This window comes from Plantibacter sp. VKM Ac-2876, assembly GCF_015350715.1.
GTDB classification, from domain to species: domain Bacteria; phylum Actinomycetota; class Actinomycetes; order Actinomycetales; family Microbacteriaceae; genus Plantibacter; species Plantibacter auratus.
Genome location: NZ_JADKSI010000002.1, coordinates 81,267 through 103,375 on the forward strand (window position 1 = coordinate 81,267; position 22,109 = coordinate 103,375).

At 70.0% G+C, this 22,109-nt stretch carries 22 protein-coding genes; 10 read left to right on the forward strand and 12 right to left on the reverse strand.

The window, feature by feature from the left end; genetic code table 11:
* Positions 1–11 precede the first annotated feature (11 nt).
* On the forward strand, positions 12–1,061 hold the full coding sequence (locus ITJ62_RS06790) for an LLM class flavin-dependent oxidoreductase (RefSeq protein WP_194600463.1): 1,050 nt from the start codon (positions 12–14) through the stop codon (positions 1,059–1,061).
* Between the two features lie 6 nt (positions 1,062–1,067).
* On the opposite strand, the gene ITJ62_RS06795 is transcribed toward ITJ62_RS06790, so the two are convergent.
* Positions 1,068–2,282: a sensor histidine kinase gene (locus tag ITJ62_RS06795; protein ID WP_194600465.1), complete on the reverse strand. Its 1,215-nt coding sequence runs from the start codon at positions 2,280–2,282 to the stop codon at positions 1,068–1,070.
* A 104-nt stretch (positions 2,283–2,386) separates the two neighbouring features.
* Between ITJ62_RS06795 and ITJ62_RS06800 the strand changes: the two genes are divergently transcribed.
* Positions 2,387–3,121: a response regulator transcription factor gene (locus ITJ62_RS06800; RefSeq protein WP_194600467.1), complete on the forward strand. Its 735-nt coding sequence runs from the start codon at positions 2,387–2,389 to the stop codon at positions 3,119–3,121.
* A 27-nt stretch (positions 3,122–3,148) separates the two neighbouring features.
* Here ITJ62_RS06800 and ITJ62_RS06805 read toward each other — a convergent pair whose 3' ends face one another.
* A complete protein-coding gene (locus ITJ62_RS06805; RefSeq protein WP_194600469.1) occupies positions 3,149–5,593 on the reverse strand; it encodes an ATP-dependent DNA ligase in 2,445 nt (814 codons plus the stop codon).
* Positions 5,594–5,704: 111 nt separating this feature from the next.
* Between ITJ62_RS06805 and ITJ62_RS06810 the strand changes: the two genes are divergently transcribed.
* The 3 genes from ITJ62_RS06810 to ITJ62_RS06820 all read left to right on the forward strand — a co-directional run bounded on the left by ITJ62_RS06810 (position 5,705) and on the right by ITJ62_RS06820 (position 9,475).
* Positions 5,705–6,685: a Ku protein gene (locus ITJ62_RS06810; protein WP_194600471.1), complete on the forward strand. Its 981-nt coding sequence runs from the start codon at positions 5,705–5,707 to the stop codon at positions 6,683–6,685.
* A 32-nt stretch (positions 6,686–6,717) separates the two neighbouring features.
* Positions 6,718–7,200 carry a VOC family protein gene (locus ITJ62_RS06815; protein ID WP_370581857.1) on the forward strand — a complete coding sequence of 161 codons (483 nt, stop codon included), beginning with the start codon at positions 6,718–6,720 and terminating at the stop codon, positions 7,198–7,200.
* A gap of 91 nt (positions 7,201–7,291) precedes the next feature.
* On the forward strand, positions 7,292–9,475 hold the full coding sequence (locus tag ITJ62_RS06820; protein ID WP_194600472.1) for an ATP-dependent DNA helicase RecQ: 2,184 nt from the start codon (positions 7,292–7,294) through the stop codon (positions 9,473–9,475).
* Between the two features lie 7 nt (positions 9,476–9,482).
* On the opposite strand, the gene ITJ62_RS06825 is transcribed toward ITJ62_RS06820, so the two are convergent.
* The 7 genes from ITJ62_RS06825 to ITJ62_RS06855 all read right to left on the reverse strand — a co-directional run bounded on the left by ITJ62_RS06825 (position 9,483) and on the right by ITJ62_RS06855 (position 16,907).
* Entirely contained in the window at positions 9,483–10,985 is a 1,503-nt protein-coding gene (locus ITJ62_RS06825) for an MFS transporter (RefSeq protein WP_194600474.1), read from the reverse strand.
* A 115-nt stretch (positions 10,986–11,100) separates the two neighbouring features.
* The gene (locus ITJ62_RS06830) at positions 11,101–11,883 is read right to left on the reverse strand and encodes an ABC transporter ATP-binding protein (RefSeq protein ID WP_194600476.1); all 783 of its coding nucleotides are present in this window, start codon (positions 11,881–11,883) and stop codon (positions 11,101–11,103) included.
* Complete coding sequence (locus ITJ62_RS06835; RefSeq protein ID WP_194600478.1) at positions 11,880–12,701, reverse strand: ABC transporter ATP-binding protein; 822 nt, start codon at positions 12,699–12,701, stop codon at positions 11,880–11,882. The genes ITJ62_RS06830 and ITJ62_RS06835 overlap by 4 nt, the downstream gene beginning before the upstream one ends.
* Entirely contained in the window at positions 12,698–13,564 is an 867-nt protein-coding gene (locus tag ITJ62_RS06840) for an ABC transporter permease (RefSeq protein WP_194600479.1), read from the reverse strand. The genes ITJ62_RS06835 and ITJ62_RS06840 overlap by 4 nt, the downstream gene beginning before the upstream one ends.
* A complete protein-coding gene (locus tag ITJ62_RS06845) occupies positions 13,561–14,529 on the reverse strand; it encodes an ABC transporter permease (protein ID WP_079706032.1) in 969 nt (322 codons plus the stop codon). The genes ITJ62_RS06840 and ITJ62_RS06845 overlap by 4 nt, the downstream gene beginning before the upstream one ends.
* Positions 14,530–14,591: 62 nt before the next feature.
* Entirely contained in the window at positions 14,592–16,085 is a 1,494-nt protein-coding gene (locus ITJ62_RS06850) for an ABC transporter substrate-binding protein (protein ID WP_194600482.1), read from the reverse strand.
* Between the two features lie 57 nt (positions 16,086–16,142).
* The gene (locus tag ITJ62_RS06855) at positions 16,143–16,907 is read right to left on the reverse strand and encodes a DUF1684 domain-containing protein (RefSeq protein WP_194600484.1); all 765 of its coding nucleotides are present in this window, start codon (positions 16,905–16,907) and stop codon (positions 16,143–16,145) included.
* Positions 16,908–17,057: 150 nt separating this feature from the next.
* Between ITJ62_RS06855 and ITJ62_RS06860 the strand changes: the two genes are divergently transcribed.
* Positions 17,058–17,522, forward strand: coding sequence for an N-acetyltransferase (locus tag ITJ62_RS06860; RefSeq protein ID WP_085510980.1), 465 nt, complete (start codon positions 17,058–17,060; stop codon positions 17,520–17,522).
* Here the strand turns inward: ITJ62_RS06860 and ITJ62_RS06865 are convergent.
* From ITJ62_RS06865 to ITJ62_RS06875, 3 genes are all read right to left on the reverse strand, one after another.
* Complete coding sequence (locus ITJ62_RS06865) at positions 17,519–18,265, reverse strand: GTP pyrophosphokinase family protein (RefSeq protein ID WP_082916274.1); 747 nt, start codon at positions 18,263–18,265, stop codon at positions 17,519–17,521. The genes ITJ62_RS06860 and ITJ62_RS06865 overlap by 4 nt on opposite strands.
* 111 nt (positions 18,266–18,376) lie before the next feature.
* The gene (locus tag ITJ62_RS06870; protein ID WP_192017897.1) at positions 18,377–18,832 is read right to left on the reverse strand and encodes a VanZ family protein; all 456 of its coding nucleotides are present in this window, start codon (positions 18,830–18,832) and stop codon (positions 18,377–18,379) included.
* A gap of 97 nt (positions 18,833–18,929) precedes the next feature.
* Positions 18,930–19,301, reverse strand: coding sequence for an RNA-binding S4 domain-containing protein (locus ITJ62_RS06875; RefSeq protein ID WP_079002582.1), 372 nt, complete (start codon positions 19,299–19,301; stop codon positions 18,930–18,932).
* A gap of 38 nt (positions 19,302–19,339) precedes the next feature.
* Here ITJ62_RS06875 and ITJ62_RS06880 point away from each other — a divergent pair, with 38 nt between their 5' ends.
* From ITJ62_RS06880 to ITJ62_RS06895, 4 genes are all read left to right on the forward strand, one after another.
* The gene (locus ITJ62_RS06880; RefSeq protein ID WP_194600486.1) at positions 19,340–20,038 is read left to right on the forward strand and encodes a CDP-alcohol phosphatidyltransferase family protein; all 699 of its coding nucleotides are present in this window, start codon (positions 19,340–19,342) and stop codon (positions 20,036–20,038) included.
* Complete coding sequence (locus ITJ62_RS19295) at positions 20,031–20,552, forward strand: FHA domain-containing protein (RefSeq protein ID WP_086473205.1); 522 nt, start codon at positions 20,031–20,033, stop codon at positions 20,550–20,552. The genes ITJ62_RS06880 and ITJ62_RS19295 overlap by 8 nt, the downstream gene beginning before the upstream one ends.
* Positions 20,552–21,256, forward strand: coding sequence for a MerR family transcriptional regulator (locus ITJ62_RS06890; RefSeq protein ID WP_064297015.1), 705 nt, complete (start codon positions 20,552–20,554; stop codon positions 21,254–21,256). Before ITJ62_RS19295 ends, ITJ62_RS06890 begins: the two co-directional genes overlap by 1 nt.
* Positions 21,257–21,458: 202 nt before the next feature.
* Entirely contained in the window at positions 21,459–22,007 is a 549-nt protein-coding gene (locus ITJ62_RS06895; protein WP_064297014.1) for a MerR family transcriptional regulator, read from the forward strand.
* Positions 22,008–22,109: the final 102 nt, after the last annotated feature.

Genomic DNA, 22,109 nt, shown 5'->3' on the forward strand with positions numbered 1-22,109 from the left:
TGGAGAACCCCATGACCACACCCCTCGAGTTCGGCATCGACACCTTCGGTGACGTCACGGTCGACGCCGACGGCGCACCACTGTCCCAGGCGCAGGTCCTGCGCAACGTGGTGGAGCAGGGCGTCCACGCCGAGGCGGTCGGCCTCGACTTCATCGGGGTGGGGGAGCACCACCGTGAGGACTTCGCGGTCTCGTCACCCGAGGTCGTGCTGGCGGCGATCGCGGCCCGCACCGAGCGCATCCATCTCGGATCCGCGGTCACGGTGCTGAGCTCCGACGACCCGGTGCGCGTCTACCAGCGGTTCGCGACGCTCGACGGCATCTCGGGCGGGCGGGCCGAGGCCATCCTGGGCCGCGGATCCTTCACCGAGTCCTTCCCGCTCTTCGGGTACGAGCTCTCGCAGTACGAGGAGCTCTTCGAGGAGAAGCTCGAGCTGTTCGTCGCCCTCCTCGAGCAGGAACCGGTCACCTGGTCGGGCAAGACGCGCGCGCCGCTCCGGGAGCAGTCGGTCTACCCCCGGGTGGAGCACGGGAAGCTGAAGACGTGGGTCGGTGTCGGCGGAAGCCCCGAGTCGGTCGTGCGGACCGCTCGGTACGGCCTGCCGATGATGCTGGCCGTGATCGGCGGTGGACCGCTGCGGTTCGCCCCCTTCGTCGACCTCTACCACCGCGCACTCGCGCAGTTCCAGCTGCCGACCCAGCCCGTCGGCATGCACTCGCCGGCCCACATCGCCGAGACCGATGAGCTGGCGCAGGAGCAGCTCTGGCCGCACTACCGGGCGATGATGGACCGGATCGGCCGCGAGCGGGGCTGGAGCCCGATGACGCGTGGGCACTTCGAGCAGGAGGCCGGCCCAGAGGGTGCGCTGTTCGTCGGTTCGCCCGAGACGGTCGCACGGAAGGTCGCGACCGCGGTCGACGGCTTGGGGCTGTCCCGCGTGGATCTGAAGATCAGCAACGGTTCGCTGTCGCACGAGCACCTCATGGACAGCATCGGTCTGTACGGCTCCGCGGTCGTCCCGCGCGTCCGCGAACTGCTGACCGAGACCTCGACCGCCTGATCCGGTTCAGCGGATCGCCGGCGAGCGGTAGGGCATCGTCAGCGTCAGGACGGTGCCGCCGGTCTCGTCGTCGGCTGCCGGGCCGACCCTGAGGGACCCGCCGAACGCGCCTGCCCGTCGATCCAGCTGCAGCAGGCCGCCGGACGGTTCGGCGTCGTCGCGGAGACCGGAGCCGTTGTCGACGACGCGCAGCTCGACGGCGCCCGCAATCGTCCCTCGCCGCTCGGTGGCGGGCGACGAGACCCGGAGGTCCACGACGAGTCGATCGGCCGCCCCGTGGGTCAGCGCGTTCGTCACGCCCTCCTCGAGCGTGCGGACGACGACCGCGCGCTCCGCGGTCGTGAAGACGTTGTCGATCGGGTCGTCGAGGAGCCGGAACTCCGAAGAGACGTCGAGACTGGTGGTGATCGACGGGGGCAGCCGTTGCAGGATCGCGCGGATGCTCGGGGCGATCCCGACCTCGAGCAGCGGCGGTGACAGGAGCCGGCTGAGTTCCCGCACGTCGCGCTCGCGCACGGTGCGGAGTTCCTCGCCGAGCGATCGCAGGGTCCTGGCCGCATCCGACCCGACGTCCGGGCCGCCCTGTTCGAGTGCTGTCGTGACGGACGCGAGCTGGGCGCTGATCAGGACGAGGTGCTGCTGCAGGGTGCCGTGCAGGCCTTCCGCGACCTCCCGCTTCACCCGCAGCTCCTCGCCCTGCAGGGACTGGAGGGCGAGGTCGGCCCGGTGTCGCTGATCCGCGTGCGCTCGCTCCTCCTCGCGGGCGCGTCGCCGGGCCGCACTGAGGCTGAACCCGAACGTCGCGCAGACCGCCAGGGCGAGCGTCGTCGTCCCGGCCTCGACGAGGACCGTCTGCAGGCTCGGATCGCGGTACACGCCCAGCAGGAGCTGGAGTCCGCTTCGCAGCAGCCCCGTCAGCATCGCCACGAGGAGGACGCCCGCGAGCACCTTCGGGCGCCACCATTCGTGGAGCGACGGTCCCCACCTCGACCACAGCAGGAGTGCGAGCACGAGGATCGCCGCGCTCAACGAGACGAGGTTCGCGGTGACCCGTTCGGCGAGCATGCCACGCGTCCCGCCCGGGGCGACCCAGGTGTAGATGTAGACGCTCTGGAAGGACACCGCGAGCCCGAAGACCGCGGCCATGGCGCCACTGGCCGTGATGAACGCCCGGCTGTCGCTCCAGCGCTCAGCGCGAGCGGTCCGGGCCTCCTGGGTCATGGCTCCATTCTGACCTGCCGTGCGCGCCACCGCCGACATCGACGTGCGGTCGCTCGGGAGCTTCCCCCTCGGTCGTTCCCCGGTCGATCCGGGATACTCGGAACATGCACCACCAGTCGCACTCCGACCCCTCGTCCGCCGCGCTGTCCACGGTCGGTGACGCGACGACGGACGCCGCGACCACCAGGCCGCTGCGTGTCGGCGTGATCGAGGATCAACCACTGCTCGGCGGCATGCTCGCCGAGCTGCTCGACGGGGCGCCAGGCGTGGAGTTCGTCGGGCGTGCCGGTACGGTCGCCGAGGCCCGCAGGCTGTTCCTCCCGGGAACGGTGGACGTGCTGACCATGGACATCGAGCTCCCCGACGGCAACGGGGTGAGCCTCGGCGTCTCCCTCCGCCGGGCGCAACCCGGCCTCGGTGTCGTCCTGCTGTCCGCCTACGACCTCATGGACATGCTGCTCGAGATGCCGGCGGATGTCCGTGACGGCTGGAGCTACCTGTCGAAGACCTCGTCACTCACGCGCGAGATCCTCCTTGAGGCCATCCGGGTCTCCGCTCGTGGCGAGACGATGCTCGATCCCGAACTCATCGACCGGACCCGGCCCAGAGCGGGGTCGAGTCTCGAGTCGCTGACCGACCGGCAGTACGCCGTGCTGCAGCTGCTCGCGACCGGTCGTTCGAACACCGGGATCGCGACCAGGCTCGGGATCGCGGAGAAGTCCGTCCAGAACCACCTCACGGCGATCTACGCGGCGCTCGGGATCGAGCACGACACCTCGAGCAACCCACGGGTGTCGGCCGTCCTCGCCCTCCTCGCCGAATCCGGTCGCTTGTCCTGACGGGACGTCCGCGGTCGATGCGCGGGCTCAGCGTCCGCGGTCCGGCGCTTCGAGGTCGTCCACCGTCCGATCGGGGCGCCACCCGCGCCAGACCGGATGCCTGAACCGCCCGTCCGGTGTCCACTCGCTGAAGCGGACCTCCCCGATGAGGACCGGTTCCACCCAGTTGGCGTCGGCCGCATCGGCCGGCGGGACACCCACGAGTGTCGTCGACGCCCGACCCAGCCGTTCGAAGCGGAGCGCGGTCGCCGCCAACTCCCGGTCGCTGAAACCGCTTCCGACCCGCCCCGCGTAGTGCAGCAGCCCGTCCGAGCCTGGCACCCCGAGCAGGAGCGACCCGATCCCACCCGAGCGCCCGCCCCGACCGGGACGCCAGCCGGCCACGACGACCTCCTCCATGCGTTCGTGCTTGAACTTGACCCAGGTGCTGCTGCGCCGACCCGGCCGGTAGCGGCCGTCGAGCTCCTTCGCCATCACCCCCTCCAACCGCAACCCGCGACTCACCTCGAGCGCGTCGTCGAGCGAGCCGTCGATCGTCGGCGGCACCTGGACGACGGTCCCGGATCCGATCGTCCGCTCGAGCAGCTCGCGACGCTCACGGTAGGGCAGCTCCGTCCGATCCGTGTCGTCCAGCGCGAGCAGGTCGAACAGCAGCAGCCGGACCGGCGTCCGTCGGCGCTCCCGTTCGACGTCCCGCTCCGCGGTGAGCTGCATCCGACGCTGCAGCAGCGAGAAATCGGGACGGCCGTCAGGTCCCGACGCCACGATCTCGCCGTCGAGGACGATCGCACGGCCGGCGAGCGACGCCGCGAGCTCCTCGACCACCTCCGGGTACGCCGCCGTGAGGTCCTTGCCGTTCCGGCTCGACAACCGCACCCGCCCCGTCGAGCCGTCGACGCTCGCGATCGCACGGATGCCGTCCCACTTCATCTCGAACGCCCAGGAACCGTCGTCGACCAGCTCGCCGGGTGCCGCGACACTCGCGAGCATGGGGGTGGGGATCCCACGAGGCCGTGCGACCGGTGGAGCCGGCGGGTCACCCGGGGCTCGCATCCGGTGGATGAGCCACGACGGCGCCTCCCGTCCCGTCCCGCCCGCGGTCCGGATGAGCGCGAACCTCATCGGCCCGCCGAGCGCGCCTCCCGCCCGGCCGTGCAGGGTCCCGATGACCTCGTCGTCGCGCCACTTCTCCAGCTCGTAGGTGCCCGCGTCCCAGATGGTCACCTCGCCGGCCCCGTACTCCCCGGCGGGGATCGTGCCCTCGAAACTGCCGTACTCGATGGGGTGGTCCTCCGTGCGCACCGCCAGATGGTTGCTGCTCGGATCCGTCGGCACCCCCTTCGGCAGGGCCCACGACACCAGCACGCCGTCGTGCTCGAGTCGGAAGTCATGGTGGAGTTTCCGGGCGTCGTGTCGCTGGATCACGAACGAGGGCGGTGTCCCGGCAGCGGCAGGCGACGGCGGTCCGTCCGGGACGGGCTCGGGCGTCCGCTCCGCGTCCCGCTTCCGTCGGTACTCCGCCAGCCGGTCCTCGTGCTCCGACGGGCGGATCGTGATCGACGGACGCGGGTCGCCGAGCACCCGCAACGGGTCCTCACCGTCCGCCAGACGCTCGAGCACCGCAGGGAACTCCAGCTGCGCCAGCCCGGGATCGTCGAGCTCCTCCCACCGGCGGGGAGCCGCCACCGTCGGCCGTGACCGACCCCGCAACGAGAACGGCGCGATCGTCGTCTTCGACCCGTTGTTCTGACTCCAGTCGACGAAGACCCTCCCCGTGCGTCGCTGCTTCGACATCTCGCTCACCACGAGGCCCGGCTCGTCCGCGGCCAGCGCCCGCGCGAGCTCATGCGCCACGAGCGACACCTCCGCGGAACTCTGCCGACCGTCCAACGCCGCATACAGGTGGATCCCCTTGCTCCCACTCGTGAGCGGAACCGGATCCAACCCCATGTCCACCAACACCGCCCGCGCCAGGCCCGCGACCCCAGCGCACTCGGCGAGGGACACCCCCTCACCCGGATCGAGGTCGAGGACGAGACGGTCGGGCGGACGGCGCTCGCCGGATCGGTCGAACCGCCACTGCGGCACGTGCAGCTCGAGCGCACCCAGTTGCGCCAGCCACGTGAGTGTCGCGAGATCGTCGACGATCGGGTACTCGTTCGTGTGATCGCTGTGCTCGATGGGGAGCCGTTGCACCCAGTCGGGAGCCGAGGCGCCCAGGTCCTTCTGGAAGAACCCGGACTCCGGCGACGCATCCGTCCCGACGCCGTGCACCCAGCGTTTCCGGGTCACCGGCCGATCGGCGAGGTGGGGGATGAGGTGTTCGGCGACCGCGGCGTAGTAGGCGAGGACCTCGGCCTTCGTCGTGCCGGTCTCGGGGTACAGCACCTTGTCGAGATGGGTGAGTTGGATCCGGCGTCCGTCGACGTCGACCCACTGCGTCTGCGCGCCGCCACCGCTCGTCCTCGCCATGGCGATCAGCCTGCCGCCCACGGGCGTCAAGGGCTAGCCCTTGACGATGTTCCGGGTGTCTACTGGTCACCACGACAGCGCGGGCGGATCCGCCGGCGGACGGGAGCGGTCATGCGCGCGATCTGGAAGGGTGCGGTCACCTTCGGCCTGGTGAACGTCCCGGTGAAGGTGTACAGCGCCACGGAGGACCACGACCTCTCGTTGCACCAGGTTCACGACGCCGACGGCGGGCGCATCCGGTATCAGCGCAAGTGCGAGGTCTGCGGCAAGGTCGTCACCTACGACCACATCGACAAGGCCTACCAGGACGGCGAGCAGACGGTGGTCCTCACCGCCGACGACCTGGCGTCACTCCCCGAGGAACGCAGCCGCGAGATCGAGGTCGTCGAGTTCGTGCCGAGCGACGACCTCGACCCGATCATGTTCGACCGCAGTTACTTCCTCGAACCGGACTCCTCCTCGTCGAAGGCCTACGTCCTCCTCCGGCGGACGCTCGAGGAGACCGACCGCACGGCCATCGTCCGGTTCGCCCTCCGCCAGAAGACGCGACTCGGCGCTCTCCGGGTGCGTGAGGACGTCATCCTCCTGCAGACACTGCTCTGGGAGGACGAGGTCCGCGAGGTGCGGTTCCCGGCCCTCGAGGAACGCGTCCGCATCTCCGCCAAGGAACTCGAGATGTCTGAGGCGCTCGTCGAGTCCTTCTCGTCCCGCTTCCGCCCGGACGCGTTCGTCGACGAATACCAGGCACAGCTCCGGAAGCTCATCGACGCGAAACTCGAGCAGGGCGACGCACTCGACACCGCCGCCACCTTCGGCGAGCAGCCCGAACCCGACGACGACACGGGCGCTGAGCCGATCGACCTCATGGAGGTGCTGCAACGCAGCATCGAACGGCAGCGCGGCACGACCGGCGCGAAGACGGCGAGTGGAGCGAAACGGTCCGGCACCGCCAAGCCCGCCGCGACGAGCAGCTCGGCGAAGACCGGTACAGCGAAGACGGGTACCGCCAAGACGAGTGGCGCGAAGACCGCTACCGCCAAGACCGCGGCGTCGAAGCCGTCGACCGCGACGAAACGCAAGAAGAGCGCCTGAGCGACGGAGCACGGGCTGAGAGGGAGCACGACATGATGGAGCACCGCATCACCCCGTTCCTCTGGTACGACTCGCAGGCCGAGGAGGCGGCGACCTTCTACGTGTCACTGTTCCCCGACTCCCGGATCACCTCGGTGAGCCGCTACCCGGAGGGCGGACCCATGCCGGCGGGCCAGGCGATGGTCGTCGAGTTCGAGCTCGAAGGACTGCCCGTCAGCGCGATGAACGCCGGGCCCATCTTCTCGTTCACCGAGGCGTTCTCCTTCTCCGTCAGAGCCGACACCCAGGACGAGATCGACCGGCTCTGGGACGCCCTCATCGCCGACGGCGGTGCCCCGAGCCAATGCGGCTGGCTCAAGGACCGCTGGGGACTGTCCTGGCAGATCGTGCCCGGCATCCTCGCCGAACTGCAGAACGACCCCGACCGGGGACGCGCGGCACGAGCCATGCAATGCATGATGGGGCAGACCAAGCTCGTCATCGCCGAACTCGTCGCCGCTGCGGACGGTCGGTAGCGGCTCCTCCACAGCCGACCGACCGACGGGACACCGCCCCTCCGGGACGCCGGCGCAGTCCACCGTCAGCAGCTCCTGACAGACTTGCCGCATGTCCCACCCCAGTGCTCCCACCCCCGCCCACCTCGAACCAGCCCCCACCGGATCGGTCGCCGAGGCGACGGCGGCGCTCGCCGCACTCACGGGCGTTCCGGGGGCCACGTTCCACGACGGTCAGCTCGAGGCGATCCTTGCGCTCGTCGACGAACATCGTCGTGCGCTCGTCGTCCAGCGCACCGGTTGGGGCAAGTCCGCCGTCTACTTCATCGCGACCGCCCTCCTGCGCCGACGGGGCGCCGGGCCGACGCTGCTGGTCTCGCCGTTGCTCGCGCTCATGCGCGACCAGGTGGCGGCTGCCGAGCGCGCCGGCGTGCGCGCGGTGGCGATCAACTCGGCGAACGCACACGAATGGGACGACGTCCGGGCGCGCCTGGAGGCCGACGAGGTCGACGTCCTGCTCGTGTCACCCGAGCGGCTCAACAATCCGCGCTTCCGCGATGAACAGCTCCCGACCCTCGTGGCCCGCACGGGCATGCTGGTGGTGGACGAGGCGCACTGCATCTCCGACTGGGGACACGACTTCCGACCCGACTACCGGCGGCTCGCCGAACTGATCGGGCGCCTCCCGGCCGAGGTCCCGGTCCTGGCGACCACCGCGACGGCCAATGCACGCGTCGTCCGCGACATCGCCGAGCAGCTCACCGCACCCGGCGCCGCAGGCTCCCACGGAGCCGAGGTGCTCACCATCCGCGGCTCGCTCGCGAGGGCGTCCCTCCGGCTCGGCGTGCTCCGGCTGCCGGAGTCACGGGACCGCCTCACCTGGCTGCTCAGCCACCTCGGCGGGCTCACCGGGTCCGGCATCATCTACACGCTCACGGTGTCCGCCGCGGAGGACACCGCGCGGCTGCTGCGCGAGGCCGGTCATGAGGTCCGGGCCTACACCGGCCGGACCGATCCCGACGAACGCGAGGAGTCCGAGCGACTCCTCAAGGAGAACCGCTTGAAGGCGCTGGTCGCGACGAGCGCGCTCGGCATGGGGTTCGACAAACCGGACCTCGGGTTCGTCGTGCATCTCGGAGCTCCGTCCTCGCCGGTCGCGTACTACCAGCAGGTAGGCCGTGCGGGCCGCGCCACCGAGCACGCAGACGTCCTGCTCCTGCCCGGAGCGGAGGACGAGGAGATCTGGCAGTACTTCGCGACCGCGTCGATGCCGGACGAAGCGCGGGCCACCGCGGTCCTCGACGCACTCGACAGCCAGCCGCGGTCCACGCCCGCGCTCGAGGCGCTCGTCAACCTGCGCCGCACACCCCTCGAACTCCTCCTCAAGGTGCTCGACGTCGACGGCGCGGTCCAGCGGGTGGCCGGGGGATGGGTGTCGACCGGCCAGCCGTGGGTCTACGACCGGGACCGGTACCGGCGGATCGCCGAGGCCAGGGTGGCGGAGCAACAGGCGATGCTGGCCTACGAACGGGGCGACGAGTGCCGGATGCTCGTGCTGCAACGTGAGCTCGACGACGCGAGCGCAGTGCCCTGTGGCCGATGCGACCGGTGCGCCGGGCCGTGGTTCCCCACCGAACTCGACAGTGCGGCGGCCGCCTCCGCTTCGGAGGCGCTCGGACGGGTCGGCGTCGAGCTCGAACCGCGAGCGCAGTGGCCCACGGGAGCCGACCGCCTCGGCGTCACCGCCGACGGCACAGCAGTGAAGGGACGCATCGCGCTCGACGACCGCCTCGAGGCCGGGCGCGCGCTCGCTCGGCTCACCGACCTCGGCTGGGGCGGTGTCCTCCGCGAACTCTTCGCCGCGGGCGCACCTGATGCTCCCGCCTCCCGTGCGGTCATCGACGCGAGCGTCCGCGTTCTGGCGGATTGGCCGTGGACGCAACGACCGGCCGCCGTGGTCAGTGTGCCGTCACGGTCGCGTCCGCAGCTCGTCGACTCCGTGGCGAGGGGCATCGCGTCGCTCGGGCGACTGCCCTACCTCGGGGAGCTCGACCTCGTCGGCGACGGCCCGCGCGGTGGTCCGGGCGGCAACAGCGCCTACCGGCTGGCCGGGGTCTGGGACGCCTTCACCGTCGGATCCGAACTCCGGGCGCAGCTCGCAGCGTTGGAGGGTGCGCCGGTCCTGCTCGTCGACGACCGCGCCGACAGTCGGTGGACGCTCACCGTCGCCGGTCGCGCGCTCCGCCGCGCCGGATCCGGACCGGTCCTCCCGTTCGCGCTCGGGATCGTGGGCTGATCGCCCGTCAGCCCTCGTGGAGGCTGGAGCGGGTGTCCTTGGACAGGTGCCGCGGCAGCAGGATCGTGCAGACGAGTCCGACGACGGCTGCTGCAGCGCAGATCGCGAAGCTCAGGCGGAAGGCGTCCGCACTGGGTGTCGTGACAGCTCCGTCGGTCACGACCTGGGAGGCCAGGATGGCGCCGATCACCGCACTCGCGATCGTGGAACCGAGCGTCCGCATGACGGAGTTGAGTCCGTTGGACGCCGCCGTCTCGCTGGGCGGGACGGCACCCATGATGAGCGTCGGCATGGCGGCGTAGGCGAACCCCACCCCGAAGCCGACCGCGGTGGCTGTGAGCACGGTGTGCCAGACCTCGGTCATGAGTCCGATCGCGATCGCGTAGCCGACCGCGATGATCGCGATGCCGATCAGCAGGCTCAACCGGGCACCCTTGGCCGCGGTCAGTCGAGCGGCGACCGGCGACATCGCCCACATGATGAGACCGCTGGGCATGAGGCAGAGGCTCGCGATGAGCATGTTCTGCCCGAGACCGACCCCGGTGCCGACCGGCGCCTCGAGGATGCCCGGGAGGACGACCGTGCTGCCGAAGAAGGCGAAGCCGACCGTGATGGATGCGAGGTTCGTGAAGAGCACCGTCCGCCTGGCGGCGATGCGCAGGTCGACGAGCGGACTGGCGGACCGTACCTCGAACCATCCCCAGAGCAGGAGCACGACGACGCCGCCGATCAAGCAGCTGAGGGTCCCGACGCTCGTCCAACCCCACTCGTTGCCCTTCGAGACGGCGAGGAGGATGGGGACGAGTCCCGCGGCGAGACCGATCGCGCCGATCCAGTCGAAACCGCCTTCGCTCCGGAGCGTGCTCACCGGGACGAAACGCGCGACGAGGACGAAGCCGATGAGGCCGAGGGCACCCGCGACCCAGAACAGCACGTGCCAGTCCAAGTACTGCGAGATCACGGCGGAGATCGGCAGGCCGACGGCACCACCGATGCCGAGCGTGGCACTCACGAGGGCGACCGCGGGGCCGAGCCGCTTCGCATGGAGCACGTCGCGCAGGATGCTGATGCCGAGCGGGATCACGCCCATCGCCATCCCCTGGAGGGCCCGGGCGACGATGAGCGGGACGATCGTGGACGAGAAGGCGGCGAGCACCGAACCGGCCATCATGATCCCGAGCAGGACGAGCACCATCCGTCGTTTGCCGTAGAGGTCGCCGAGCCGACCGGCGATCGGGGTCGCGACCGCGGCCGACAGGAGCGTCGCCGTCACGACCCACATGCTGTCGGAGGCGTGTACGCCGAGGATCGTCGGGAGCGACGGCACGAGCGGGGTGACGAGCGTCATCATGAACGCCGCGACGAGACCGGTGAAGGCGAGGCTCGTGACGACCGCCCGCTCCGGAAGTGGCTTGCTGAGTGCCGCGCGCTCCTCGTCGCTGAGCCAGGACTGCTCGGCCCCGGCCTGGTCCTCGTCGTGGTCGTCGGGCTGTGCTGAATCCTGCGTCACGGGTCCTGTTCCTGTGGAGAGTCGATGCGGCCGAGGCCACTCGGAGTCGAACACCGTCCGTCGGTGCGGTATTCCCGGCTCGTCCGGGCCGATGTCGTCCGGCCTCGTCGCCGACTCAGCGCGGGAGGCGGGGGATCGCCGCGATGAGCTGCTTCGTGTAGGCCTCGGCGGGATCGTGGAGGATCTGCGCGGTGGAGCCGGCCTCGACGACCTGCCCGTGTCGGAGCACCATCGTGCGTTCACACAGCGCTGCCACCGTGCCGAGGTCGTGCGAGACCATGACGAGCGCCAGACCGTTCGAGGCCCGCAGCTCGGCGAGGAGCTCGATGATCTGGATCCGGGTGCTCATGTCGAGGGCACTGACGGGCTCGTCGGCGAGGAGGAGTCGGGGGTTCGGGACGATCGCGCGGGCGATGGCGATCCGCTGCCGCTGGCCGCCCGAGAACTCGTGCGGGAACCGCGACGCCGCGTCGGCGGGCAGTCCCACCGCCTCGAGCGCCTCGGACGCGCGGACGGCCGCCTGCTCGGTCGTCGCCAGCCGGAGGGATCGCAATGGTTCGGCCACGATGCGTCCGATGCGCTGCCGCGGGTCGAGCGAGGAGTACGGATCCTGGAAGACGGCCTGCACCGATGCGCGGAACCGGCGGACCCGTGTCCGGTCGCGGGGGTCCAGAGCGCCACCGTCGAACCGGACCGAGCCCGTGGTCGGCCGGTCGAGGCCGAGCAGCAGCCGGAGGAGGGTGCTCTTGCCGGCGCCGGACTGACCGACGATCCCGACGGCCTCGCCTGCGCCGACGGCGAGCGACACGTCGTCCAGGGCCTCCTGGCCGCCGCGGTACCGGAAACCGACCGCGTCCAGCTCGAGGATTGGCGTCGCCGTGATCGGTGCATCGGTCATCGTGGGTCCTCCAGCGCGTCGTCGAGCGCGCGTGCGCTGGCGACCAGGCGACGGGTGTCGTCGTGCTGCGGTGCCGTCAGCACCTGCGCCACCGGGCCGCGCTCGACGGCACGACCCTCGCTCAGCACGACGACCTCGTCGACCATGGCCGACACGACGGCGAGATCGTGACTGATGAACAGGAGCGCCATGCCGCGTTCCCGGACGAGACGGTCGATGAGCGCGAGCACCTCCGCCTGGACGGTCACGTCGAGGGCCGTCGTCGGCTCGTCCGCGATCAGGAGCTGCGGGCGACCGGCGAGCGCGATGGCGATCGCGATGCGCTGCCGCTGCCCGCCGGACAGCTCGTGGGGGTAGGAGGCGGCGATGCGCGCGGTGTCGGTGAGGGACACCTCGACGAGGGCTGCTTCGACGGCCTCCTCGAGCCGTTCGCCCCGGAGTCCCAGATGGCGACGCAGGGGCTCGGCGAGCTGGGCGCCGACCCGCATGAGCGGGTCGAGTGCGGTCAGCGGTTCCTGGAAGACGAGCCCCGCCACCCGACCGCGGAGCGGCCGCAGCGCGCGGTCCGGGGCGCCGATCACCTGGGTGCCGGCCAGTTCGACGCTGCCGCTCGCGCACAGCTGGTCGCCGAGCAGCCCGATCACCGCGAGGGAGGTCAAGGACTTCCCGGACCCGGAACCGCCGATGAGGCCGAGCCGACCCCCGGCGGCGATGGTCAGGTCCAGCCCGTCGAGGAGCGGCCGGTCAGCGCCGTCGGGAGCACCGCGCCGGGTGCCCCGGGTGATGGTCAGGGCGGAGATGTCGAGGAGATCGCTCATGCGCCGCGCCTCCTCGTCGGATCGCCGAGGTCCCGCAGGCCGTCCGCGATGAAGTTCACGCCCACCACGAGCATCACCACGGCGACACCGGGAGCGATCGCACCGATCGGTGCCGTCGTGACGGTGGCCTGGGCCTCCTGCAGCAGGCGCCCCCAGGAGGCGTTCGGCGGCGGCGCACCGAGGCCGAGGTACGACAGGCTCGCTTCGGCGAGGACGGCGATGCCGAACTGCAGCGCGAGGTTGACGCTCAGGGTGGGCCAGATGTTCGGGAGCACGTGCTGGCCGATGACACCGGCCCAGCTCGTCCCGGCGGTCCTGGCCGCGACCACGTACTGCTCGCTGAGGACCCGCTTGGTGAGGATCCGGGTCAGGCGGGCCACGATGGCCGACATGGCGAGTCCGATCGCGATGATCGCGGTGCCGAGTGACGCGCCCTGGGCGGCCACGATGAGCATGGCGAGCAGGAGCACCGGGAAGGCGATCACGACGTCGAGCGCGGCGGAGATCGTGTCATCCAGCCAGGCCGATGCGAAGGCCGCGGCGAGTCCCACGGCGATCCCGATGACCGCCCCGACCGCGACGGCCCCGGCGCCGGTCGCGAGCGCGATGCGCGCGCCGATCATGAGCTGGGTCATGAGGTCACGACCGAGCTTGTCCGTACCGAGCCAGTGGATGCCGCTCGGCCCCTCGAGGCGACCGCCGGAGGTGTCCGTGGGGGCGAAGGGCAACCACACGAGCGAGACGGCCGCCAGGACGGCGATGACGCCGACGAGGACGAGTCCGACGGTCAGCGTCGCGGACCGGGCGCGGCGCCGCACGGGGCGCCGGTCGGCGAGCGCGGTCTGGGCGTCGACGGCGCTCATCGGAGCCCGTTCCCAGAGATCGAGGTGCGCAGACGCGGATCGATGAGCCGCTGCGCGATGTCGGCGACGAAGCCCGTCAGGAGGACGACGAGGGTCGAGACGAGGAGGATGCCCTGGATGTTCGGGTAGTCGTGCTGCTGGATCGCCGTCAGGAGCATCGATCCGAGGCCAGGCAGGCTGAAGACGCTCTCGACCACGACGGCTCCGAGGAAGGTGGTGGCGAGCTCGATGCCGAGGATCGCCACGACGGGCACCGCGGCGTTCCGGGCGCCGTGCCGGAGCAGGGCCTCGCCGAAGCCGGCTCCCTGCGCCCGGGCGGAGCGCAGATAGTCGCTCCCGACCACGTCGAGCGTGGCGGAACGGACGTATCGGGTGATGGACGCACTCATGACGATGGCGATGGTGATGACCGGGAGGGCGAGGCTTGTGAGCGCCGCGGCAGGATCGGCCCAGTCGTCGCGCGGGAAGCCGCCGGACGGGAACAGCCGGAGCGTCACCGCGAACACGCTGACGAGCAGGATGCCGACCCAGAACACCGGCACGGCGATACCGAGCTGCGAGAGGCCGGACAACGCGATGCCGTACCAGCGGTCGGCCCGGAGCGCGGACACGACACCGGCCACGAGGGCGAGCACCACGGCGAGGAGGAACGCGAGGAGCGTCAGCGGCACGGTCACCTGGAGACGCGATGCGATCTCGGGTCCGACTGGGAGCGAACTCACGAACGAGGAACCGAGGTCGAGGGTGAGGACGCCGCCGAACCAGGCGGCGAACTGCTCGCCGAGCGGTCGGTCGGCTCCCACCTGCTCGCGTGCCGCGTCGATCTGCTCCTGCGTGGCGTTCACCGAGAGCAGGGCGTTCGACGGGTCGCCCGGCAGTAGCCGGAGCAACACGAACAGCACGGTCATGGCGACGAGGAACGACACCACGAGGAACGCGGATCGGCGCAGCAGGTAAGCGAGCATGGTGGACCTCAGCGTAGCGAGGCCCGGGCCGACCGGGCGGTTCCGGTCGGCCCGGGCGACGACTACTTGCGGACGATGTCCGCCACGAAGAACTGCGAGTTCAGGCCGTTGACGCCGTACCCCGAGACGTCGCTCGCGGCGACGACGATCTGCGGGTAGAGGTAGAGCCACACGCTCGCGGCGTCCTCGGCGATCTGCTCGTTGACCAGCTTCAGCTTCGCCGTCTGTTCCTCGGTGGTCGTCGCCTGTTCGGCCTCCGACACCCACTGGGTCACCTCGGGGTTGTCGTAGCCCCAGTAGAAGTCCGGGTTGCCGTACCAGACGACGTCGCGGTCGTTCACGTGCTCCTGGAGGGTCGCCTGGAAGTCGCGTTCCTTGAACACCTTCGAGTACCACTCGTCCGCGCTGATCGTGTTGATCTCGACCGTGATGCCGACCTTCGCGAGTTCACTCTGGAGGAACTCGGCGACGGCCGGGTGCGGGTCGTAGCTCGGGGTGTCGAGGGTGAAGGTGAAGCCGTCGGCGAAGCCCGCTTCGGCGAGCTGCTGCTTGGCGAGCTCGGGGTCGTACGGGTTCACCTGCGTGAGGTCCTCGTACCAGGGGTCCGTCGGCGGGACCATCGATCCGATGAGCGTGCCGTAGTCGCCCCAGATGGACGAGAGCAGCTTCTTGGTGTCGATCGCGGAGTACACGGCCTTGCGGACGAGCGCCTGGTCGAACGGGGCGACCCGGTCGTTGAAGGCGAGCAGCTCCTTCGTCGTGGAGTCGCCGTCGGAGACGACGTAGTCCGCGTTGTCGGTGAACTGGCTCAGCTGGTCGGGGCTCTGCACGCTCGTGATGATGTCGATCTGCTTCGTGACGAGCGCATTGCTGAGCGCGGTCGCGTCGGTGAAGTAGGTGAAGACCACCTCCGCGTTCTTGGCGGGCTCACCCCAGTAGTCGTCCCAGCGCTCGAGGCTCAGGGTGCTGCCGCGCTTCCAGTCGCCGAGCGTGTACGGACCCGTGCCGTCCTCGGTGGTCTTGAGGTCCTTCGCCGCGTCGTTGACGATCCAGACGTAGCTCAGGTTGTAGATGAAGGAGATGGAGCGCTCGGAGAGGGTGATGACGACCGTCTTGTCGTCGGGGGTTGCGATGTCGGAGATCACCGCGAAGCTGCTCTTCCGCGCCGACTGCGAGTCCTCGGCGGTCACAGCTTCGATGCTCGACTTCACGTCCGCCGAGGTGAGCGGGTCGCCGGAGTGGAAGGTGACGCCGTCCTTGAGGGTGAAGGTGTACGTCAGGCCGTCGTCGCTCACCGCGCTGTCCGCGGCGAGCACCGGTTCGACCTCGCCGTCGTCCGTGAGGCGGTACAGGCCCTCGTACACGTTGCCGGTGAAGGCCTCCGTGACGCCCTGGCCGCCGCCGCCGGTGTTGCTGAGGTTCTGCGGCTCGTAGAGCGAGCCGACGGCGATGGTCGCGTCGTCGCCCGTCGCCGAACTGCCACCACCACCGGCGCAGCCGGCGAGGGCGACGGCGGCGGCGACGGACAGGGCGACGAGCCCGATGGTTCTCTTCACGGATACTCCTGTGGTGTGGGGGTGATGATGCTGGTGCAGGCTGTGGGGTGCTGGGGGTCAGACGGCGTAGAGGTCGAAGCCCTCGCGGAACCGGACGATCCGTTCCCCGGCGAGGACGTCTCCGGTGAACCGGTTCTGCGGCGGCGGCATCGGACAGTTGTACTGCACGGAGAAGCCGCAGGGCGGTACGAACGCGCGGTTGAAGTCGAGGACGACCTCACCCGCCGTACCGAAGCCGCCGTCGTCGGTCCGCTGCACGAACAGGAACCGACCGGCGCCGTAGGTGCCCGACTCGCCATCGCGGCCGTTCGTCGCATCGCCGAAGACGAGGAGGAGCGTGCCGCCGTCGTCGAAGGCGCTCATCGTGTACTCGACGCCGTCCCGCGTGAACACGATGTCGCCGGGGACGACGAGCTCCCGTGATCCGCCGTTGTCTCGGATGTGCTCGAACGGGACGGTCCGCGACCCGTCGACGGGGGTGAACCGCGCCGTCTGGACCCAGGCGGCGTCGTACGGGAACACCTCGATGCCGTCGAACGCGCGGATGGCGGGTGCGTTCGCGTCCCATCGGCGGATGCCGACCTCGTCCTGGCCGGTGTCGAGGTGGGTGCGGCGGAGCGTCGTCACCGTGATGCCGCTGGGCTGCTCGGCGGCGATGGCCGCTGCGGCCTCGTCGACGGTGGCCGGCGTCTCCTCCGGGAGCCACCGTGTCTCGACGAGGGCGAGGTTGCCGAGCGGCGCGGTCACGGCGGCTCGACGCTCGTCGCGCCAGGCATCGTGCTCGGCGATCGCGTTCGGCTGCGGGGCGGTGTGGATCGGCATGTCTCGATTCTCCGGATGACGACGGGCGGGTCCCAATCGTGTGTCCTTCGGAGTCCAGCTCGTTTCGGGCGGGAACTATTCCCGAGCCCGGCGACGACCCTGCGCGGGACGGCGAGCGACGGGGTCGCGACGTTCTGGGAGGATGTCCTCATGAACGCCACGCTCGTCCGCATGCCCGCCGATCGATTGCGGGGGTGGATGCTCGCCGCGAACGCGCAGTACCGCCTCGAACGCATCGAGGCGGGGGAGACCGAGGCAGAGGCCACGGCGAAGGCGGCGCAGTCGCTCGCCGAGACGTTCCCGGCCGGTCGGCTCCAGGTCGGACACCTCGTCTTCGAGGTGGTCCTCGACGAAGCCGCGGTCGGCGTGCTCTGGATCGGACCGCGGAGCACGAGCCACCCGGACGAGTGGTGGATCTGGGACGTGGAGATCGACGAGTCGTTCCGCGGACGTGGGCTCGGCCGGCAGGCCATGCAGCTCGCCGAGACGGCGGCCAAGGAGCAGGGCGCGAAGACCCTCGGGCTGAACGTCTTCGGATTCAACCGGATCGCGCGCGGCCTGTACGAGTCGCTCGGCTACGAGACGATGGCCGTGCAGATGCGCAAGGCGCTCTAACGCGGGTCCAGCCCGTCGATCAGCTCGGTCATGACCCGGTCAGCGAGTGACGGAGGCTTCGGGTGCCCGTCGGCGGTGGTCCGCGAGGTGGTCGCCCGGTCGAGCGCGAGGACCTCGCCGTGGAGGTGCTCCATCTTCGCGTCGAGCCTCGAGGCCGCCTCGGCGGCGTGCTTGAGCTCGGCGAGCAGGCTGTCCGGCACGGCCTTGTCGTACTTGTAGTAGATCTTGTGTTCGAGGCTCGCCCAGAAGTCCATGGCGATCGTCCGGAACTGGATCTCGACGGGCACCTGCACGACGCCGTCGGACATGAACACCGGCACCTCGACGATCACGTGGAGGCTCTGGTAGCCGTTCGGCTTCGGATTCGCGATGTAGTCCTTGACCTTCACCACGGTGATGTCCTGCTGGCTCGTCAGGAGTTCGAAGACCTTGTACGTGTCGGAGATGAAGCTGCAGGTGACGCGGATACCGGCGATGTCCGTGATGTGTTCGCGGATGTCGTCGATGTCCTGCCCGTACTGCTTGCGTTCGATCTTGCCGATGATGCTCTCCGGCGACTTCAACCGCGAGCTGATGTGCTCGATCGGGTTGTAGTCGTGGATCTGCGTGAACTCCTCCTTGAGGATGTTGAGCTTCGTGGTGATCTCGTCGATGCCGAACTTGTACAGCATCATGAACCGCGTGAACTCGTCCTTGAGGCGCTTCAGCTCCTCGAGGTTGTCCGACGACGTTGGTCCGGTCATGGGCGTGCACTCCAGCTCTGTCTCCGACGGGCCGACGGCCCGCTCGCACTCTACTGAAGCGGCCTTGGAACGCCTCTCAGCCTCCTGTGAATCAGGACCGCGCCGGGCCGTTCAGTGCTGCAGGGCCGCACGGCGGCGTGACGAGGCCTGGAGCCGGCGGGCGCGCCCGGCGGTCAGCATCAGGCCGAGGACGACCCCGGCGACGGCACCCGACGTGTTCGCGAGGAGGTCGCGGGGGTCGCTCACGCGTCCGGGGATCGCGAGCTGCGCGGCCTCGATGCCGACCGTCAGCGTGGCTGCGACGAGGATGGCGAGCCACCAGCGCCGTCGTCCGAGCAGGAGGAGGAAGAAGACGCCGATCGGGACGAACATGGCGATGTTCGCGCCGAACTCGAGGCGCTCGTAGGTGACCCACGCCGTCGACTCCCACCGGGCGAGGATGTCGACGAGTCGGTACACGAGGGACTCGGTCCGGCCGTCGAAGGGCCGTGGGCCGAGGGTGATGGCCGCCACGAGCGCGAGGTACACCACGGTGAGGGTGCTGAGCACGGGATGGCGGCGGAACATCGGCCCAGCCTGCCCGAGTCACCTTGGCGGCGCTTGAGTGTTCCCTGGACGGGGACGATGCGTCGCCGATGAGGCCGGGAGGGTCGTCAGCTGCGCGTCAGCGCCCCCGCAATCGCTCGATGTCGCGACGTTCACGCTTCGTCGGTCGACCGGCGCCGCGGTCTCGGACGGCCACGACCTGCCGTTCCGCCGGCGTCGGCAGCGGGGGAGAACGGTCGATGAGACATTCCGCCGCGACGTCCGCGCCGACCCGTTTCGCGATGAGGCGTCGTACCTCGACGATCCGGTCGAAGCCCGCCACGCGGAGCCGGACCTCGTCGCCGATCCTGACGGCCTGTGCCGGCTTCGCCCGGTCGCCGTTGACCCGGACGTGGCCGGCTCGGCAGGCGGTCGCGCCGGCGGACCGGGTCTTCGTCAGCCGGACCGCCCAGATCCATGCGTCGACGCGTACGCTCGACGGGCTGTCCATCCTCCGATGGTAGAGCAGCCCATCGGTAGACTCGACCCGTGACTGACGGGGCGGGGCGCGGGGCTCGACGGACCGGTGAAGACCGCGTCGTCACCCTCCCCAACGCGCTCAGCGTCTTCCGGATCCTCCTCGTCCCGGTCTTCCTGGTCCTCCTCGTGCAGGGGCAGGATCTCTGGGCCCTCGCGACGCTCGCGTTCTCCGGCGTCACCGACCTGCTCGACGGGTGGATCGCGCGACGGTTCGACCAGATGACGAAGCTCGGTCGACAACTCGATCCGGCCGCCGATCGCCTCTACATCCTCGCGGCGTTGATCGGTCTCGCGGCCCGCGGACTCATCCCGTGGTGGTTGCTCATCGTCGTCTTCGCCCGCGACCTGCTGCTCGTCGGGCTCGCCGTCGTCCTCCACCGGTCCGGTACGGGCGTGCTGCCCGTCATCCGCGTGGGGAAGTGGGGCACGGCACTCCTCTTCACCGGACTCCCGGTCCTCATGCTCGGTCAGGCGTTCCCCGCCGTCGCGATGATCGCGACGCCGCTTGGTTGGGTGTCGGCGATCGCCGGAGCGACGCTCTACTGGTGGGCCGGCATCCTCTACCTGCTGCAGACCGTGCGCATCTCGGGGGATGCCCGTTCGAAGCAGCGGGAACGGGCCGGATCCGGCGGATCACCCTCGACCGGGCGGCTCGACAGTGACGCCACATCGGATACGCTTGACGGAGAGGAGGTCGACGGTGGCTGAGCACGATGAGAAGTATCCCGCGACCGGGGCGTACACGCCGGGAGCCGTCGACGACGGTGCCCCGACGAGCGGCTCGGGCGATCGGGAAGTCGACACGACACTCACCTTCGGTGAAGACCTCGGAGCGGCCCTCGCGGCGATCGACTCCGACGTCACCGCCGAGGAGCACGAGGCGATCGCGGCCCTGCCGTCCGGCTCCGCGCTGCTGATCGTCCGTCGTGGTCCGAACGCCGGTGCACGGTTCCTCCTCGACGCCGACGTCACCACCGTCGGACGTCACCCCGAGGCCGACATCTTCCTCGACGACGTCACGGTGTCGCGTCGGCACACCGAGTTCCACCGTCACGGGACCGCGTTCGAGATCCGCGACCTCAACTCCCTGAACGGCACGTACTTCGACGGCGTCCGCATCGACAAGGCGATCCTGCGCGACGCCGCCGAGGTGCAGATCGGCAAGTTCCGCCTCACCTTCTACGCGTCGCGGATCGACCTCGCCTCCCAGCTGGGAAGCTAGTGGCGGCAGCCAGCGCGAACGCGCGAAGCGACGGCGCTCCGCTGCTGAGCATCGGGCAGGTCCTCGCACGCCTCACTCCGGAGTTCCCCGAGCTGAGTAATTCGAAGCTCCGGTTCCTCGAGGAGCAGGGGCTGGTGTCCCCGGCGCGGACGAAGTCCGGCTACCGGAAGTTCTCGAGCGAGGACCTCGAACGCCTGCGATTGATCCTGTCGATGCAGCGCGACCACTACTTCCCCCTCAAGGTCATCCGTACCTATCTCGTCGAGGTCGACGCGGGACGTTCGCCGCTGTTCCCGGGCAGTGGGCAAGCCGTCGGCGCGCCGTCGATCCATCCCGGGGTCCGCAGGTTCTCGCGGAACGAATTGATCCGCGAAGCCGGCGCCACCCCGATGCTCTTCAACGACGCCGTGAGCGCGTCGCTGATCCTGCCCGCCGAGAACTACGGCGAGGACGTCGCGTCCCTCCTGCGGATCCTCGTGGAGCTGCAGCGCTCCGGCATCGAACCACGGCACCTCCGCGGGTTCCGGGCCTCGATCGAGCGCGAGGTCGGGCTCATCGAGAGCGCGTTGAGCGCCGTCGCCAAGCGGAACGACGCGGCCGGCCGGGCGCGTACCGCCGACCGGGCGCTGGAGATCGCCGCACAGCTCGAGGGTGTGCGGTCGAACCTCGTCCGCTCCGCACTCGAGCGACACCAATCCTCCTGATCGACCGCCCAGGGCGTAGACTGCCCTCATCCATCACGGCCAGGTCACAGTTCGATCACTCGTCACGACACGCCGTCCGTTTCGAACGGATGTCGCAGCGTTGACCGGGGCGGATCGGTAGCGTGGTGGGAGCGGTCAAGCCGGCTCGACGCCCCCGTCGAGACCGTACCGACCGTGCAGCGAACATCGAGGAGAAGCAGACATGAGTGAACTCAGTCGCGACGGGGCGTCACGGTACGGTGACCTCGGGCTGCTGTTCACCGACGGGCTTCCAGAACTCGAAGAGGGCCAGGGCTACCGCGGAGCGGTCGCCGCCCGTGCAGCCGGCATCAGCTACCGCCAGCTCGACTACTGGGCCCGGACGGGTCTGGTCGAACCGACCGTGCGCGGTGCATCCGGATCCGGAACGCAGCGTCTCTACGGCTTCCGCGACATCCTCGTCCTCAAGCTCGTCAAGCGCCTGCTCGACACGGGCATCTCCCTGCAGCAGATCCGCACGGCTGTCGACCAGCTCCGCGAAGCGGGCATCGTCGACCTCGCCCAGACTACGCTCATGAGCGACGGCGCCAGTGTCTACCTCTGCACCTCCAACGACGAGGTCATCGACCTCGTCAGCCGCGGACAGGGCGTCTTCGGCATCGCCGTCGGCAAGGTGCTGCGCGAGGTGGAGTCCACGCTCATCGAGTTCGACGCACAATCGGCCGACCCCATGGACGAGCTCGCAGCACGTCGCTCCGCTCGTAGCGCCTGACCCGAGAGTCGAGGGCGCCGGTCCCTGAGTCTTTCGAAGGGCCGCTCCCTGAGCTTGTCGAAGGGCTCACCGACGCTCGCCACACGTTCCCTGAGCACCGAT